The following is a 16,201-nucleotide window of genomic DNA, read 5'->3' as shown; positions in this document are numbered from 1 at the left end:
AATTGTTGCATTTGTGTTTAAAATTCCCTGGGTTTGCATAAAAACCACACCTTATTCATTTTGTATCCATTAACTCACCAAAACTACTTATGTTTTCTCAATTCTTAGTATTGCAAAGATTGCTAATATGCATATTTTCTCATAATTAATCGATACATTATTCTGTGCGCAAGACTGTTTACCTTTGATAAGGTGTGACATATATCACACTTTTGAAGTGTTTAGATGTTTTTTAAATGTTGCATTGTTAACAGTTGTTGTGTCTATCTGAAATCAGTTTTATTGGTGTTTTATGCTGAATAAATCTAAAAGAAAGTGCACACGATCTTTTTGAAACAAATAAAAAACAAAGTAACTAAATAAATTAAACATTTTGATTTTTAAAGTTAAAAAAATGAACGTTGACTGAATGAAAGTGAATCCTCAGTATCAAGCGCAACAGTCGTACAGCAATAGTTGTACATACTGTAAGCATAAAAATAATAGTAAGATCTAGGGAGCATTCATTCATGATAAAAAGAACCAAAGTTGCGTCGGCTATCAATTTAGCTGTCGTTAGCTCAATTGCTGCTGGTACCTTCGTGGTATCAAGCGCATTTGCAGCTGAAGAGACTGCAAAAGTCGAGCGTATTGAAGTCACGGGTTCACGTATTCAACGTCAAGATATGGAAACAGCTTCTCCTGTTACCGTTATTGATGCTGCTGCAATCAAAGCCGAAGGCTTTACCTCTGTAGACCAAATGCTACAAGTACAAACCTCAATGGCAGGTGCTGCGGTAGGTTCAACCACTAACAACGGTGCTGACGGTGTTGCCCAAGTTGACTTACGTGGTATGGGCTCGCAACGTACTCTCGTACTATTAAACGGTCGTCGCATGGTGAACTCAGGTTCAGGTGCTGACAGTTCTGTGGATTTAAACTCTATCCCTGTTGCGATGATCGCTCGCGTTGAAATCCTGAAAGACGGTGCTTCAGCGGTATACGGTTCTGATGCGATTGCTGGTGTAGTGAACATCATCACCAAAAAAGATTTTGAAGGTTTCCAATTAGACTTCAACGGTAGCGGCACCGACAAGGGTGACGGCGAAAACGGTGATGTGAGCGCACTGTATGGCTTTAACACCGATGGTGGCAACTACACCTTTGGTGCAGCTTACTCTGATCGTCGTGGTGTAATTCAGGGTGATCGTGATTGGTATGATCCACTGGATAACACTAGTTCAATTATTCCAACTGGTGCATTAAATCAAAAAGTTATCGATGCCAATGGTAATTGGGTTAAGAGAACTGAGACCTATGACTACTCAAATGACGTCTATTTCCAAACACCGAGTGAACGTCGGAGTTTATTTGCAAATATGACGCAGGAGTTAGGCAATGATGTGGTACTGACTGCCGACGCTATCTATACCAATCGCCGTTCTAACCAACAACTTGCGGCACAACCTGCCCAAATCAAGTTAAACGTGTGTGGTGACCCAAGAGTCCAAGATCCAACTGCAGGTTGTCTTACCCTTGACCAAGGTATGATTGATGCAGGGATTAAAGCGGATGCTCGTGGACAAGTTCAATATAACAGACGCATGAAAGATGTTGGCCCTCGTGTTTACAGTCAAGATACTGATACTTGGCGTTTATCTGGTGGTTTAGCGGGTTCTTTAGACGTTCATACTGGTATGAATTGGAATGTGGACTACACCTTTGGTAAGAACGAAGCTAAGACTGGGGTTGCGAACTCAATTAACGCAACATTGATGGCTAATTCAATCTACGCTGATCCATATGCATGGTTTGAAGGTTCTCCCCTGACGGATGAAATGAAGGATGTTTCGTATCAAGAGCAATCTACTGGCGGTAACGAACAACAAACGTTATCAGCAGGCTTAAACGGTGAGTTATTCGACCTAAGTGCTGGTGCAGTAGGTTTCGCTATCGGAGCAGAATACCGTCGTGAAAGTGGTTTCTACAATCCTGATGCCGTTGTTGTAGCTGGTGATAGCACCGCAGCACAACAAGATCCAACCAGTGGTAACTATAATGTTATCTCTATTTTCGAAGAAGTAAGTGTACCGTTTACAGAAAAACTAACGGGTGAATTTGCACTTCGTCTAGATGATTACTCTACCTTCGGTAAGGCAACCACTTGGAAAATTGGTTTAACCTACACAGCGACAGATGAGCTGATGGTTCGTACTGTAGCTGCGACTGGTTTCCGTGCACCAAGCGTAGCTGAGCTATATGGCGGCAACTCAGGTTCGTTTGATTATCTAACTAATCCTTGGTTACCTCTGAGTGAGCAAACTGGTCAAATTTTAGTGAATCGTACATCAGATCCAGATTTGAAACCTGAAGAATCAGAGTCTTACACTGCTGGTTTAGTATACTCACCAAACTATATTGATGGTATGTCAATTACTCTTGACTACTGGCGTTTCAAAGTAACTGATGCAATTGCTCGTGCAGACGTGCAAGTTGGCTTAGATGCCTGTCATGCTGGTGATGCAGAAGCGTGCAGCACATTCAATATTACTGCGGATGGTGACTTGTTCAACTTAACAAGTGCACTGACTAACGTAGGTTCACAAGATACTAGCGGTATCGATTTCAACTTAGCCTATAACTTCGAGTTATTTGGATTAGATTGGAAAGTAAGTAACGATACGACTTACTTGATTAAGTTCGAGCAGGATGGTGAAAACTATACTGGTACAATCGACGGTAATATGGGAGCTTATGCTCGCGTACGTAACAACTTCAGCATCTCTGCAGGTCAAGATGATTGGAGCGTAATGTACTTCAACCGCTATATCAGATCGATGACAGATGTTTACACTGATTATGATGCAAACGACAATCCATTCGTTGCTGCAAGAGGTGTTGATTCAATTCTGTATCACAACATTTCTGGTACCTATCATGTAACTGATAACACCACTGTTAGCTTAGGTGTGAAGAACTTGACTGATGAGAAGCCTCTATACGTTACTAACGGTAGTGATGCTGGTACTGTTCCAGAAGTTTACGACACTATCGGCCGTACCATTTACGGCGGTGTGACTGTTAAGTTCTAATTTTAATTTGAACCCACTCTAAAAAGCGCCTTCGGGCGCTTTTTTGTTTTGGTGCAAAAGGTTACAAGCGTTATCTATCGCTGCCAACTTGATCACAATTAAGTAAATACTGATTTTTAATCTTCTTCTTATACTAGAGCCAAACATCTAGGTATGGTAATATAAATGATATTGATTATCGTTTGGTGTTTTGAGATGAGTAGAATACTGTTAGTCGATGATGATCCATTATTCCGAGTGTGGTTAACTGATGTGCTCCGAGCACAAGGACATGAGGTTGAATGTGCCGTTAACGGTGTTGATGGGCTTTCACGCATTCGCTCCTTCGCGCCCGAGATTGTTATGCTCGATCTGGTGATGCCGCAAATGGATGGTTTTGAGCTTTTACAGGCAAGGGATTGTTTGACGCCGATAATGATGTTGTCAGCCCGCGATAATGAAGAAGACAGGATCAGAAGCTATGAACTCGGTGCGGATGACTTCTTAGCTAAACCCTTTAGTATTAAAGAGTTATTGGTACGTTTGCAGGCGATTGAGCGACGGTTAGTGCAGCGGCATAAGCCACTAATGGCGATAGATCAAACCGCAGCCATTCAATCGATTAAGTTTGACGAAACCGCCTACAGGATAACCATCGACAAGCATGCCGTGGAGCTAACCCAAACTGAGTTTAGGTTATTTAAGTACCTGTTTGAACGAAAAGGGCAAGTGATCACTAAGCAAGAGCTGCAAAAGTCAGTTTTGCAGAAGGACTTAGGGCGGTTTGATCGTAATTTAGATATGCATATCAGTAATACTCGGCGAAAACTCGCTAATACTCGCTTACCGCGTACCTTAATCAATACTGTTCGCGGTCAAGGATATAGTTTTAGCGCTTAAATGATGATTGCCCTAGGCACTGATTAATTAAAGCGTGACTGATGGCTTCTTAGGCAATTTTACTCGCTTTCATTTTCCCCTGATACGGATTTGGTTTATTCTAACGGGCATTATAGTAGATGCGTATTTTGCATCATTACCCTCACATGAATAACTAAGTAGGAATCAGTATGCGGATCAGTGCCAATTTTGATGGCGGAAATATCCAAGTCATTAATCTTGATAATAAAGACGATATTCAACTGGCTATCCGTCCCGATGCGGGCGGTGAGTTTTATCAATGGTTCAACTTCCGATTCGAAGGTGAGGTGGGAAACCAGTACACCTTAAATATTATCAATGCGGGCACCGCTTCCTATCCTAAGGGTTGGCAGGATTACCACGCAGTCGCCAGTTACGATCGTCAGCATTGGTTCCGTGTACCAACTCAATATATTGATGGCAAACTCAGTATCCAGCTTGAACTTGATTGTGATGCGATTCAAATCGCTTACTTTGCGCCGTACAGCTATGAGCGTCACTTAGATTTACTCAGCAACGCACAATTGCATCCCGATGTAAATCTTGAACATTTAGGCTTAACCTTAGATGGCCGTGATATTACCCTGATGAAAGTGGGCGATGGCAATCCTGATAAACGCAATATTTGGATCACCGCAAGGCAACATCCCGGTGAGACCATGGCGGAATGGTTAGTCGAAGGCTTAGTGAATCGTCTGCTGGATAATGATTGTCCAACCGCAAAAGCACTGCTCGATAAAGCAAATTTTTACATTGTGCCTAATATGAACCCGGATGGCAGCGTAAGAGGCCATCTGCGTACCAATGCGATTGGGGTTAACCTTAACCGTGAATGGCAAACCCCGAGCTTAGAAAGAAGCCCTGAGGTCTACCATGTAGTGCATAAGATGCAGCAAACGGGTGTAGATTTATTTTACGATGTTCATGGTGATGAAGGTCTTCCCTATGTTTTCCTCGCGGGTTGTGAGGGTGTACCAGCTTACAATGAGCGATTGGCGCAGCTGCAAGCGGACTTTAGTCAGGCATTAACCTTAGCCAGTGCCGATTTCCAAACCGAGTTTGGGTACGCTAAAGACGAGCCTGGTCAAGCCAACTTGACCGTGGCGTCTAATTGGGTGGCGCAAACCTTCGATTGCTTGTCGAACACCTTAGAAATGCCTTTTAAAGACAACAATAACCTGCAAGATCCGTTTGTGGGTTGGTCACCTGAGCGCAGTATTTATTTAGGCGAAGCGTCATTGATTGCCATGCTCGCCGTGGTTGATAAGTTAAGATAGGTGCGACTATGGCATTAATCGAATGTCCAATCTGCCGTAAACGGATGTCGAGCAAAGCGCCAGCTTGCCCGCATTGTGAGGCAAAAACCAATGGTGATAATAGCTCGCTCGTACGGATCAGTCATATCCAAAAATCCAGCAGCTTAATGAACCAAAGCTTTGTTGCCATGACGCTGTTTATTGCGGGGGTGGTGATTTGGTTTTGGGGTGGAGAGCCCGCCGAAGGCGTACGCGCGACCATTGGCGCCATCTGTTTTGTCTTTGGTTTTGTGGGCTATTTAATTACCCGCGTTAGAATCGTATTACATAAGCGAAAGAGTGTATGACCGACATTAATCAAGTAATCGACCAAATGCCTGAAGAAGTCTATGAAAGGCTGCGTAGCGCTGCTGAATTAGGCAAATGGGAAGATGGCACAGTATTGACCGAAGCCCAGCGTGAATCGACTCTTCAAGTGGTGATGCTCTATCAGGCGCGCCGCTTAGATCAAACGGAGCATTTCACCATAGGTGCCGGCGGAAAATTAAATGAGCTGTCAAAGGCGGAGTTGAAGAAACAATTCCGTGGCGAGTCGATAGCCGAGTTTAAAGCTGACGACCTGTAATCTCAGTTGACGCAACGTAGTAAAAAGCCCACTAATGTGGGCTTTTTACTACGCAAAGTTGCGATCCTTAATCGGGGCTGAGCTCACCAACTAAGTTTTGTAACATAGCAGCCTTAATTTCGCTCGGCTTTAAGTTTTTCGACAGCAGATAATGCAACTTAGCCAATGCAGCCTCAATGGTCATATCTGCGCCACTGATCACGCCTGCTTTAGCGAGGGCATTTCCCGTTGCATAACCGCCCATATTCACCTTGCCTTGGAAACACTGAGTCAGGTTCACTAACACAATTCCCCGCTCATCCGCTTGCTTTAGGGTATCGAGTAATGCCGTATCTTGCGGTGCATTCCCTACACCAAAGGTCAGTAAAATGAGCGCCTTAACGGGTTGCTGTAGAATATTCTCAAAAATCTGCGTGGAGATACCTGGGTAGAGGGTGACCACACCGACAGGCTGAGGGCTTATATTAGCGACTTCTAACGGTTTATCGCTTGGCGTGGCAATTTTACCTGCGCGCAGATTAATTTTGATCCCCGCTTCAAGCAGTAAGGGGAAGTTTGGTGAGGCAAAGGCATCGAAGCCGTCGGCATGGGCTTTGGTGGAACGATTGCCACGAAATAGTTTGTTATTAAAGAATAAGCAAACCTCAGCCACTGGATAATTAGCAGCGATATACAAAGAGTTGAGTAGGTTGGTTTGGCCGTCGGAACGCAACTGCGCCAAGGGGATTTGTGAGCCGGTGACAATAACAGGCTTTGACAGGCCTTGAAGCATAAAGGATAAGGCCGATGCAGTATAGGCCATGGTATCAGTGCCGTGGAGGATCACAAAGCCATCGTACTTGTCATAATTGGCTTTGATATCATCGGCAATCATTTGCCAGTCGGTCGGTGCCATGTTTGATGAGTCGATGAGCGGGCAGTACTCGTGGATCACAAACTCAGGCATTTCAGCATGGTAAAACTCGGGCATGGATTGGACGCATTGGGTCAAAAATCCTGCTACTGGTGCAAAGCCATTATCGGTTTTTTGCATGCCTATGGTGCCGCCCGTGTAGGCGACATAAATGGAGCGTTTAGTCATTCTTGTCGTTATCTTAGCTTCACGTGGGCTAATTATACGATTTTGCTGACATAAACCCAATAAAAAAGCCCGAGGTATCGGGCTTTTGTGTCTTTCATCTTGAGTCTGCGCTAGTTGATCGCACAGCTGTCACAATATACATACACATGGTTAGGGTCGTTAAAGGCCGCTATAGTCTTTAAGCTACCGGTCCATTGGCTCAGCATTTGCTCAAGCAGCGTTGAATGGCTGAGTGAAGCGGGTAAATAAGCCGACACAGAGGCAAACATTTGCTGCACAAAACGCTGCTCAGGTGTGAGCTCTTGCTCAATCACACGGGTATCGAACAGGCTTAAATCCGCCAGTTTAGCGGCTTTGGCGACTGCTTGGTCGATATCGCCAAGCTCGTCCACTAAACCTAACTCTAGGGCTTTTTTACCACTCCACACACGGCCTTGGGCGATGCTATCCACTTGTTCTAAGGTCATGTTACGTTCCTTAGCGACCAGTGAGATAAAGTCTAAATAGCCACGTTCGATATGGCGCTGGATAACCGACTCTATTTGTGGCGAGAGGGTGCGCGTGACTGATAAACCCGCCCATTCAGAGGTTGATACGCCGTCGGTATGGATGCCTAAACTGGCGAGTGAATCTTCGAAGGTGGTGATCATCCCGAAGATGCCGATAGAGCCCGTCAGTGTTGTTGGTGTCGCGAAGATATAATCGGCGCTGGCCGAAATCCAATAACCGCCGGATGCCGCAAGGCTACCCATACTGACCACCACAGGTTTACCCGCCGCTTTGAGGGCGAGTAATTCTTGGCGGATTTGCTCCGAGGCAAAGGCGCTACCGCCAGGGCTGTCAACTCGTAACACCAGCGCTTTAATATGTTTATCAAATCGCGCCTTACGAATGAGTTCAGCCGTGCTATCGCCACCAATCTGCCCGGCGGGTTGGCTGCCATTTAAAATAGTGCCGCTGGCAACGATAATACCAACACTGTCTTGCTCAACAAAGCTTGGCAGAGGTGTCACTAGGGTTAAATAGTCGTAAAAGCTGACCTGCTTAAAGCTGTCACCCGACTTTTCTTTACCCACGGTCTCAAGCATAACTTTGCGGAAATCTTCATCGGTCGCTAGGGTATCGACCCATTTCATATTGAGGGCCATAGTCGCAGAATCGCCCTCAGCCTTATCGAGTTGTGCAAGGTAGTTTGCCGAGTCCAAAACCAAGGCTTTGGTATCAATTTGGCGATTTGTCGCCACCGTTTGAGTGTAACTTTGCCAAACATCAGCAAGTAGGACGCTGCTGGCCTCTCTGGCCGCATCTGACATATCGTCACGCATATAAGGTTCTACTGCGGATTTAAACGTCCCAACACGGAAAATATGTGCTTTTATCTTGAGTTTTTCGAGGGCGGATTTGAAGTATTGGTTATACATACTTAATCCCTCAAGTGAGACGCTACCTTGAGGGTTGAGGTAAATAGTATCGGCAAAACTGGCAAGAAAATATTGGTTTTGTTCGTAATAGTTACCAATCGCTACGACCTTTTTGCCGCTTTCTTTAAAACGATTTAAGGCATCGCCAATGGATTGTAATTTGCTGATCCCCGCACGTTTTAGCTCTGCCAAGTCTAAGACTATAGTGCTAATCCTGTTATCGTGCGCCGCGTTATCAATCACATAGATAATATCCGCCAGTAGGATTTCGCCATCGCTGCTGCCGTTATTACCTTGCTTGAGTGCGGCTTCAAGCGGGTCGACCTGTTGTTTTTGATCAACAATCGATCCCGCAAGATTAAGTACCAGTGCCGAATTATCTTCGACCTGAATATCTTCACTACTGCCAATGACAATCAGAATCATGGCGAGGAGGCCAAAAAAGATCAGGTTAAGTATGAATTTACGGATCCCGTTAAGGGCGTTCCAAATGAATAAGCATATTCTCTTGAAAAACGATGGGTTAGCGGACATTAGCCACTCCTTTGCATATCGAATGTGCCAATGCTAACTGAAAATCTCTTCACTGGCTAAACACAATTGTAAAGGTTTTTAACTTTTAACCCGTTAGCAACAGTTGAGCTTACATTTGACTCAAGGTATGCTCATTTAAATCACTTGTTTAAAAAGGATGTTTGAATGTCGTTTCCCCATTTATTAGAACCCTTAGATCTGGGATTTACCCAGCTCAAAAACCGTGTGTTGATGGGCTCCATGCACACGGGGTTAGAAGAAGAAAAGGGCGGATTTGAGAAACTGGCAGCGTTTTATAAAGAGCGCGCGTTGGGCGGTGTAGGATTGATCGTCACTGGCGGAATTTCACCAAACCTACGTGGTCGATTGACTCCCCATGCTTGTCAGTTGAGTTTCCCCTGGCAAGTGGGCAAGCACCGCATTGTGACTCAAGCGGTGCATGAAGCCGGAGGTAAAATCTGTATGCAAATCCTGCATGCTGGCCGCTATGGTTATCATCCTTTTTCGCAGGCACCGAGTAAAATCAAATCGCCGATTACTCCCTTTACGCCTTCTGCCATGTCGAGCCGTCAAGTACGCGCCACCATTAAGGATTACGCCAGTTCTGCCGCCTTAGCAAAAAGAGCAGGGTACGATGGCGTTGAAGTGATGGGCTCTGAGGGGTATTTGATCAACCAATTTATCAGTTCCCGGACCAATACGCGCACCGATGAATGGGGCGGTAGTTTTGAAAAACGCGCACAATTCCCAATTGAAATTGTGAATGCCATTCGCGCCAAAGTGGGCAAAGACTTCATCATTATTTTCCGCTTATCCATGCTCGACTTGGTCGATAACGGCTCCACCTGGGATGAAGTTGTGCAACTGGCCAAATGGCTTGAACATGCGGGAGTGTCGATTATCAATACTGGGATTGGCTGGCATGAGGCCCGCGTGCCAACTATTGCGACCAGTGTGCCCCGCGGCGCCTTTGCTTGGGTGACTGAAAAACTTAAAAAATCGGTTTCAGTGCCCTTGATTGCCACAAATCGTATTAATACGCCTGAGATTGGCGAGCAAATCATCGCCTCTGGTCAAGCGGACATGGTATCTATGGCGAGGCCGTTCCTAGCTGATCCTGAGTTTGTGAATAAAGCGGCGGCCAATACGCCAGAGCTGATTAATACCTGTATTGGTTGTAATCAGGCCTGTTTAGATCATACCTTCTCTCTGAAACGTGCCACCTGCTTGGTCAACCCTCGTGCCTGTTACGAGACCGAAATTAACTTTTTACCTACCAATAAAAAGAAGCGAATTGCAGTGATGGGCGCGGGTCCCGCAGGCATGGCATTTTCGGTGTATGCAGCGATGCGTGGTCATGAAGTCGTGCTTTTTGAGGCGAAATCTGAGGTGGGTGGTCAGTTTAATCTGGCACGTAAAATCCCAGGAAAAGAAGAGTTTAACGAGACAATTCGTTATTTCCTCAATCAAATTAAACTGTATAAAATTGATCTGCGCTTAAATACCCGCTTGGATGCTAAGGTACTGGAAACCGAAACGTTTGATGAAATTGTTATTGCTTCCGGCGTGGTCCCGCGCGAGTTGAGCTTGCCAGGATTTGATAGCCCCAAAGTGGTCGATTATCAGCAGGTACTGACGGGCCAAACTGCGATTGGTGACAAAGTCGCGCTGATTGGTGCTGGCGGTATTGGCTTTGATATGGCGCATTACCTCTGCGAATCTGAGTCTAGCACCCTCAATCCTGAAAAATGGTTAAAGCAGTGGGGTATAGACAAGCAATATCAGCATGCGGGTGGGTTAGCCGAGCCTGAAGTCGATAATAGCGATCACAGACAAGTTTATTTGCTGCAACGCAAGACTTCAAAGATGGGCCAAGGCTTAGGTAAAACCACCGGTTGGATCCACCGTTTAGTGTTAAAACAGCATGATGTGAAGATGAAAACCGGCGTCAACTATGAAAAGTTTGATGACGCGGGCCTACATATTCGGGTTGGTGAGCAAACTGAAGTATTGGCCGTGGATAATGTTATCCTCTGCGCCGGACAAGAATCAAATCGCACCTTAGTCGATGAGATGAAAGCAACGGGCATTCCTGTGCATTTGATTGGGGGTGTTGATGTTGCCGCTGAGCTGGATGCAAAACGGGCCATTCGTCAAGGCGCCGAGCTTGCTATGCTGCTGTAGTTTTAAGCGGTTTATCCTAAAAAATGCCTGAGTCAGACTCAGGCTTATTTGTTGATTGATATGAAGATAAGCGCTTATCTATATGAGTGGGCCATTTGCTTAGTTGGGTAAATGCCCATAACTGACGACTCTAGTGACTTGCCACTGGCCATTGGTGTGTTGCCAGACCATTAAAAATTTGGCTTTGCCGTCACAACTGTCAGTTTCTTGGCTGCAAAATTTATGTACACCCTCTGTTATCGCGCCAAAGTCCTTGATGGGATAGGCTTGAAAGCTCTCTTCAACCAGTGAGCGGGTGTATTTACCACAGGCATAGTTTTTAGTGTTGTTGATCATCGACTGGCGATCCCAAGTGACACCACCGTTGTCATGGTAAAACTCGACCTTATCTGCAAAGTAACTTTGGTGCAGCTTGAGTTGTTGCTCATCGGCACAACGATTAAATGAATCAAATACCTTACTATCCATGTCTTTCATTTCGGCAACGAGGTTATCTTCACTCGAAAATGCACTCATTGACACAAACAGGAAGCTGATTGCGATTAACTTATCCATAGCTCTCCTTGGCATAAACTGGTCCACCTAATACAAAGTAAAAATAATTGGAAAGCAATAACATAATGATCTTTTGGCAAGCTAACAAGAGTGAGCGATAAAGCGTTTGGGAAGCTGTAAAAATGTTGTTTTTTGCTAATCAGTAGGTGTTATGCAGGAGGATGTTTGTCAATAACAACCAATAGTAGACGACTCTGCTATTCTTCGACCACTTCTTGCTGTGGCACGGCTTTTAGGTTGGCGGTTTTACGTGTAGATGTAGACTGAGCGCGGGTGTTGCAAGAATAGGTCACCACGGCAGCGCCTTCGGGCGATAAGTCGAGTTCTAAATCTTCGCTGGGTATACAGCAGCAGGGCAGACATTCGTCGGCATTGAGATCGGCTAGAGGCTCGGTTAAATAGCTGACACGACCACTAAGCACTTTTGTTTTACAAGCACCACAAAAGCCACTACGACATTCAGAGAAAATTCTGACTTTTTTGGCCTCAAGAGCTTGCAGTAAAGAGCCGTGCTGCGGGGTAAATAGCAGCACAGGTTGCCCTTGCAGGCGCACAATGGGCGCCTTGGCAAAGGGATTATTCAATGGATGGCTCTTTAGCTGGTTCGACTTAGTCATTTCGTAATCTAGTCATTTCACAATCAAAAGTGATTAGAGATCGAAATCAAGAAATTCATCACTGTCGACGGCGGCATCGATTTGGCCAACCAGATAGGATGACACTTCCACTTCTTGGGGAGCCACTTGTACCGCGTCACTCTCTAGCCAGTTTTTCATCCATGGCAGTGGGTTAGTTTGTTCTGCATAAGGTAGCGGCAGGTTAACTGACTTCATCCGTTGGTTGGTAATGTACTCAACATATTGGCAGAGGATCTGCTCGTTTAGACCGATCATTGAGCCGTCTTTGAACAGGTATTTCGCCCATTCTTTTTCTTGTTCGGCGGCTTTTAGGAACAGGTTATAGGCTTCCTGTTGGCATTCTGCGGCAATCTCGGCCATCTCAGGATCGTCTTTGCCGCCCTGCATAATGGTTAAGATATGCTGAGTGCTGTTTAAGTGCAGCGCCTCGTCACGGGCGATAAGACGAATAATTTTCGCGTTACCTTCCATAAGTTTACGCTCAGCGAAGGCAAATGAGCAGGCAAAGCTCACGTAGAAGCGAATGGCTTCGAGCGCGTTAACTGACATCATGCACAGGTACAGCGCTTTTTTCAGGGTGCGGGTATTTACCTCTAAAGGCTCACCATCAATCACATGGGTGCCTTCACCGAGTAAATGATATGTCTGGGTTAATTTGATGAGGTGATCGTAGAACTCTGCAATGTCTGTGGCACGGCGCAGGATCTCATGGTTCACCACGATATCGTCAAAAATCACTGAAGGATCGTTGACGATATTGCGAATAATGTGAGTGTATGAGCGCGAATGAATGGTCTCGGAGAATGACCAGGTTTCAATCCAGGTTTCTAACTCAGGCAGTGACACCAATGGCAAAAAAGCTACGTTAGGCGAGCGACCTTGAATTGAATCGAGCAGCGTTTGGTATTTCAGGTTCGAAATAAAAATATGCTTTTCATGATCGGGTAGTGAGTTGTAGTCGATTTTATCGCGGCTCACATCGACTTCCTCTGGGCGCCAGAAGAAAGACAGCTGCTTTTCAATTAATTTTTCAAACACTTCATATTTTTGTTGGTCATAACGTGCGACGTTTACCGATTGTCCGAAAAACATGGGTTCACGGGTGGCATCGTTGGGTGTTTGGCAAAAAGTAGAGTAGGTCATGGTACGAGTATTCCAATAAGTCGGGATCCCATTGGGATCCCGCAACCGTTAACATTGAAGATTAGATTTTGCAAGCGCCGCCAGCACAGCCGTCATCTTCTTTCTCTATGTTGGTAATGTCATCGTGTTGATCCGATGCTCCATCGCGAGTGTTATGGTAGTACAGCGTTTTTACACCTAACTTGTAGGCATTGAGTAAGTCTTTTAGCAGGGTCTGCATTGGGACTTTACGGCCCTCAAAACGCGCTGGATCATAGTTTGTGTTGGCCGAAATCGCTTGGTCAACGAACTTTTGCATGATACCCACAAGCTGTAAGTAACCTTCGTTGCTTGGCATTTGCCATAACAGCTCGTAGTTGTATTTCAGCTCATCAAAATCGGGTACCACTTGCTTTAACTGGCCATCTTTACTGGCTTTCACACTGATCAAGCCGCGTGGCGGTTCGATACCGTTGGTGGCGTTTGAGATCTGTGATGAAGTCTCAGACGGCATCAGTGCAGACAATGTCGAGTTACGTAAACCATACTCTTTAATGTCGTTACGCAGCGCTTCCCAGTCTAAATGCAATGGCTCACTGCAAATCTTATCTAGGTCACGTTTGTAGGTATCGATAGGTAAAATACCTTGAGCGTAAGTCGTCTCATTAAATAATGGGCACGCACCTTTTTCTTTCGCCAGATTCATTGACGCTTTGAGCAGATAAAACTGAATCGCTTCAAAGGTCTTGTGAGTCAGATTGTTCGCGCTACCATCGGAGTACTTCATACCATTCTTCGCTAAATAGTTAGCGAAGTTGATAACACCAATCCCTAAGGTACGACGGTTCATCGACGAAATCTGCGCCGCTTTGATTGGATAATCTTGGTAATCCAGCAGGTTATCTAAGGCTCGCACGGCTAAATCAGCTAATGGCTCCAGTTCCGCTAAATCGGTAATTGTCCCCAGGTTTAATGCCGACAGTGTACAAAGGGCGATTTCGCCGTTTGGATCGTCAATGTTATTCAATGGCTTAGTCGGCAGAGCGATTTCAAGGCAGAGGTTAGACTGTCTGATCGGTGCAACTTTTGAGTCAAATGGACTGTGGGTGTTACAGTGATCCACGTTTTGAATGTAGATACGGCCCGTTGAAGCACGTTCTTGCATCATCAGTGAGAATAATTCAACCGCTTTCAATGTCTTTTTGCGAATGCTGCCGTCTTGCTCATATTGCAAATATAAACGCTCAAATTCGGCTTGATCTTCAAAGAAGGCATCGTAAAGACCGGGTACGTCCGATGGGCTGAACAGGCTGATGTTTTCACCTTTGATCAGACGCTGATACATCAGTTTATTCAGTTGCACGCCGTAGTCTAAATGACGGATACGGTTATCTTCAACGCCACGGTTATTTTTCAGTACTAGCAGCGATTCAACTTCTAAGTGCCAAATAGGATAGAAGAGGGTGGCTGCACCGCCGCGCACGCCGCCTTGCGAGCACGATTTCACCGCAGTTTGGAAATACTTGTAGAAAGGTAAGCAACCCGTGTGGAAGGCTTCGCCACCCCGGATTGGGCTTCCTAATGCACGGATACGACCGGCGTTGATACCGATACCTGCGCGTTGGCTTACGTATTTTACGATAGATGATGCTGTCGCGTTGATTGAATCCAAGCTATCGCCACATTCAATCAGTACGCATGAGCTAAACTGACGAGTCGGCGTACGCACTCCCGCCATGATAGGCGTTGGCAGTGAAATCTTAAAAGTCGATACCGCATCGTAAAAATCTTTGACGTATTGCAGACGCGTAGCTTTTGGATAGCGGGCAAACAAACAGGCCGCCACCAGAATATAGAGGAACTGGGCGCTCTCATAAATCTCGTGGGTGACGCGGTTTTGAACCAGATATTTACCTTCAAGCTGTTTAACGGCTGCGTAGGAGAAGTTCATATCGCGCCAATGGTCGATATAAGTATCCATAATATCGAGTTCTTCGCGGGTGTAATCCTGCAGAATATGCATATCATACTTACCCAACTCTACCAGCTTAGTGACATGGTCATATAACTTGGGTGGCTCGAACTGACCAAAAGCCTTCTTACGCAAATGGAATACGGCTAAACGCGCAGCCAGAAACTGATAATCGGGTGACTCAGGGGAAATTAAATCCGCCGCAGATTTGATGATCGTTTCGTGGATAGCTTCGGTTGGGATCCCATCGAAAAACTGTAAATGCGTGCGAAGTTCAACTTCAGAAACAGAAACGTTTTTTAACCCCTTGGCTGCCCAAGTAATTACGCGGTGTATTTTGTCGAGATCAATTGTCTCACGTGCACCACAGCGTTTTGTAACTGTCATATTGCTATTCATTGAAGAGAGGCCTTGGTTCTGATATCTGTTCAGGTGAACTAAGTCACCGTACGTTTCCTTGTAAAACAATCAACCTGAAAACCCTTAATACTGTTGACTATGGTGAAAATAGTCGATTTAGCGGGGAACTTCTAGTGTGTCTGATTGCTACCTATACACAAGATATGGTGTTTTAAATAATCTGAGATACAAGATAGTGAGGTTTGCTATTATTTGCAAGTCTCAATTTAGGGGGTATCTTGTGGATATCTTGAGGATAAAAAAATGCGTTAGTAATGACTAACCCTGTAGCTCAAATTGAGATTAGCGTGCGTTTGATATGGCGAATTTTTATTCCGATCCCGCAGTGTGATCGATCGCTAAAATAAGCAGCGATCACGATCGCGGGGATTGACCCATAGCGTTAATTCTATTAATAGCTATCAGCACGAATCCTGATTCGT

The 16,201-nt window shown here is 45.3% G+C and carries 12 protein-coding genes; 6 read left to right on the top strand and 6 right to left on the bottom strand.

The annotated features are described in order from the left end of the window. Positions 1-509 precede the first annotated feature (509 nt). The 5 genes from CEQ32_RS04985 (at position 510) to CEQ32_RS04965 (ending at position 5,852) form a co-directional block, all read left to right on the top strand. Positions 510-3,071 carry a TonB-dependent receptor plug domain-containing protein gene (locus tag CEQ32_RS04985; RefSeq protein WP_037430583.1) on the top strand — a complete coding sequence of 854 codons (2,562 nt, stop codon included), beginning with the start codon at positions 510-512 and terminating at the stop codon, positions 3,069-3,071. Positions 3,072-3,266: 195 nt separating this feature from the next. Further along, a complete protein-coding gene (locus tag CEQ32_RS04980; protein ID WP_037419044.1) occupies positions 3,267-3,950 on the top strand; it encodes a response regulator transcription factor in 684 nt (227 codons plus the stop codon). Positions 3,951-4,120: 170 nt separating this feature from the next. Then, positions 4,121-5,248 carry a M14-type cytosolic carboxypeptidase gene (locus tag CEQ32_RS04975; RefSeq protein ID WP_037430581.1) on the top strand — a complete coding sequence of 376 codons (1,128 nt, stop codon included), beginning with the start codon at positions 4,121-4,123 and terminating at the stop codon, positions 5,246-5,248. Positions 5,249-5,256: 8 nt separating this feature from the next. Then, positions 5,257-5,574: a hypothetical protein gene (locus CEQ32_RS04970; protein WP_037418858.1), complete on the top strand. Its 318-nt coding sequence runs from the start codon at positions 5,257-5,259 to the stop codon at positions 5,572-5,574. Beyond that, on the top strand, positions 5,571-5,852 hold the full coding sequence (locus tag CEQ32_RS04965) for a YeaC family protein (RefSeq protein WP_037418861.1): 282 nt from the start codon (positions 5,571-5,573) through the stop codon (positions 5,850-5,852). The genes CEQ32_RS04970 and CEQ32_RS04965 overlap by 4 nt, the downstream gene beginning before the upstream one ends. A 67-nt stretch (positions 5,853-5,919) precedes the next feature. Here the strand turns inward: CEQ32_RS04965 and ansA are convergent, their stop codons facing one another. Beyond that, positions 5,920-6,933: an asparaginase gene (ansA, locus tag CEQ32_RS04960; RefSeq protein ID WP_037418865.1), complete on the bottom strand. Its 1,014-nt coding sequence runs from the start codon at positions 6,931-6,933 to the stop codon at positions 5,920-5,922. A gap of 110 nt (positions 6,934-7,043) precedes the next feature. Beyond that, positions 7,044-8,888: a signal peptide peptidase SppA gene (gene sppA / locus CEQ32_RS04955; RefSeq protein ID WP_088585610.1), complete on the bottom strand. Its 1,845-nt coding sequence runs from the start codon at positions 8,886-8,888 to the stop codon at positions 7,044-7,046. Between the two features lie 165 nt (positions 8,889-9,053). On the opposite strand from sppA, the gene CEQ32_RS04950 reads away from it, so the two are divergent. Continuing rightward, complete coding sequence (locus CEQ32_RS04950) at positions 9,054-11,072, top strand: FAD-dependent oxidoreductase (RefSeq protein ID WP_047540012.1); 2,019 nt, start codon at positions 9,054-9,056, stop codon at positions 11,070-11,072. A gap of 99 nt (positions 11,073-11,171) precedes the next feature. Here CEQ32_RS04950 and CEQ32_RS04945 read toward each other — a convergent pair whose 3' ends face one another. From CEQ32_RS04945 to nrdA, 4 genes are all read right to left on the bottom strand, one after another. After that, on the bottom strand, positions 11,172-11,627 hold the full coding sequence (locus CEQ32_RS04945; protein ID WP_226871869.1) for a nuclear transport factor 2 family protein: 456 nt from the start codon (positions 11,625-11,627) through the stop codon (positions 11,172-11,174). Between the two features lie 197 nt (positions 11,628-11,824). After that, entirely contained in the window at positions 11,825-12,244 is a 420-nt protein-coding gene (gene yfaE, locus CEQ32_RS04940; protein WP_088585608.1) for a class I ribonucleotide reductase maintenance protein YfaE, read from the bottom strand. 33 nt (positions 12,245-12,277) lie between these two features. Then, positions 12,278-13,408: a class Ia ribonucleoside-diphosphate reductase subunit beta gene (gene nrdB, locus CEQ32_RS04935; protein WP_037418877.1), complete on the bottom strand. Its 1,131-nt coding sequence runs from the start codon at positions 13,406-13,408 to the stop codon at positions 12,278-12,280. 61 nt (positions 13,409-13,469) lie between these two features. Further along, positions 13,470-15,758, bottom strand: coding sequence for a class 1a ribonucleoside-diphosphate reductase subunit alpha (gene nrdA, locus CEQ32_RS04930; RefSeq protein WP_088585607.1), 2,289 nt, complete (start codon positions 15,756-15,758; stop codon positions 13,470-13,472). Positions 15,759-16,201 lie beyond the last annotated feature (443 nt).

Source organism: Shewanella sp. FDAARGOS_354, assembly GCF_002209245.2.
GTDB classification, from domain to species: domain Bacteria; phylum Pseudomonadota; class Gammaproteobacteria; order Enterobacterales; family Shewanellaceae; genus Shewanella; species Shewanella xiamenensis.
Note: the sequence above shows the minus strand (reverse complement) of the source record. Positions and strands in the feature narration are given on the sequence as shown.

Coding starts and splice junctions, on each gene's coding strand:
- sppA (WP_088585610.1), bottom strand. CDS start 8,888: ATGTCCGCTAACCCATCGTTTTTCAAGAGAATATGCTTATTCATTTGG.
- CEQ32_RS04965 (WP_037418861.1), top strand. CDS start 5,571: ATGACCGACATTAATCAAGTAATCGACCAAATGCCTGAAGAAGTCTAT.
- ansA (WP_037418865.1), bottom strand. CDS start 6,933: ATGACTAAACGCTCCATTTATGTCGCCTACACGGGCGGCACCATAGGC.
- CEQ32_RS04975 (WP_037430581.1), top strand. CDS start 4,121: ATGCGGATCAGTGCCAATTTTGATGGCGGAAATATCCAAGTCATTAAT.
- CEQ32_RS04950 (WP_047540012.1), top strand. CDS start 9,054: ATGTCGTTTCCCCATTTATTAGAACCCTTAGATCTGGGATTTACCCAG.
- CEQ32_RS04970 (WP_037418858.1), top strand. CDS start 5,257: ATGGCATTAATCGAATGTCCAATCTGCCGTAAACGGATGTCGAGCAAA.
- CEQ32_RS04985 (WP_037430583.1), top strand. CDS start 510: ATGATAAAAAGAACCAAAGTTGCGTCGGCTATCAATTTAGCTGTCGTT.
- nrdA (WP_088585607.1), bottom strand. CDS start 15,758: ATGAATAGCAATATGACAGTTACAAAACGCTGTGGTGCACGTGAGACA.
- CEQ32_RS04980 (WP_037419044.1), top strand. CDS start 3,267: ATGAGTAGAATACTGTTAGTCGATGATGATCCATTATTCCGAGTGTGG.
- yfaE (WP_088585608.1), bottom strand. CDS start 12,244: ATGACTAAGTCGAACCAGCTAAAGAGCCATCCATTGAATAATCCCTTT.
- CEQ32_RS04945 (WP_226871869.1), bottom strand. CDS start 11,627: ATGGATAAGTTAATCGCAATCAGCTTCCTGTTTGTGTCAATGAGTGCA.
- nrdB (WP_037418877.1), bottom strand. CDS start 13,408: ATGACCTACTCTACTTTTTGCCAAACACCCAACGATGCCACCCGTGAA.